This window comes from Bacillus sp. JJ783 (assembly GCF_036963225.1).
GTDB lineage: Bacteria > Bacillota > Bacilli > Bacillales > Bacillaceae_G > Bacillus_A > Bacillus_A cereus_U.
The window spans coordinates 7,162-7,512 of record NZ_JBALMG010000100.1 but is presented as its reverse complement, the minus strand read 5'-3'; the positions used below and the strand labels follow the sequence as shown (position 1 = coordinate 7,512).

Below are 351 nucleotides of genomic sequence, written 5' to 3'. Positions count from 1 at the left end.
CAATGCAATGCACAAAATGACTCATCAAAAAGTATTATCTCACGAAAAGCAAGGATTTATCAAAATGACTCCAGAAAACATCGAAAAAGTACGTCGAGCGATTGATGAAAGTAATAGTGGAACCTTACAACATAAAGAACAGTACCTCAAGATTTTGGTTCGTTGGTATGAAGGCGATTTCTCTCAATCGGTTGAGGAGCATAATTTATTATGGGAATGGGACAATAACAGCACTGGTAAAGCATACGAATTAGCGACACCGGAACAAGAAGAAGCATACATTTTAGAACAAGCGAAGTCTGAAAAACAATAAAGGGGTATCGTCACCTTGGTATCAAGCTAATAAAAAGA

Annotated in this window: 1 protein-coding gene; it reads left to right on the top strand. The window is 37.0% G+C overall.

Translation table 11 applies throughout. The features are described 5' to 3' along the window. On the top strand, positions 1–313 hold a 313-nt coding region (locus tag V7038_RS20380; RefSeq protein ID WP_335695568.1), incomplete at its 5' end, for a DUF6241 domain-containing protein. Between the last annotated feature and the right edge of the window lie 38 nt (positions 314–351).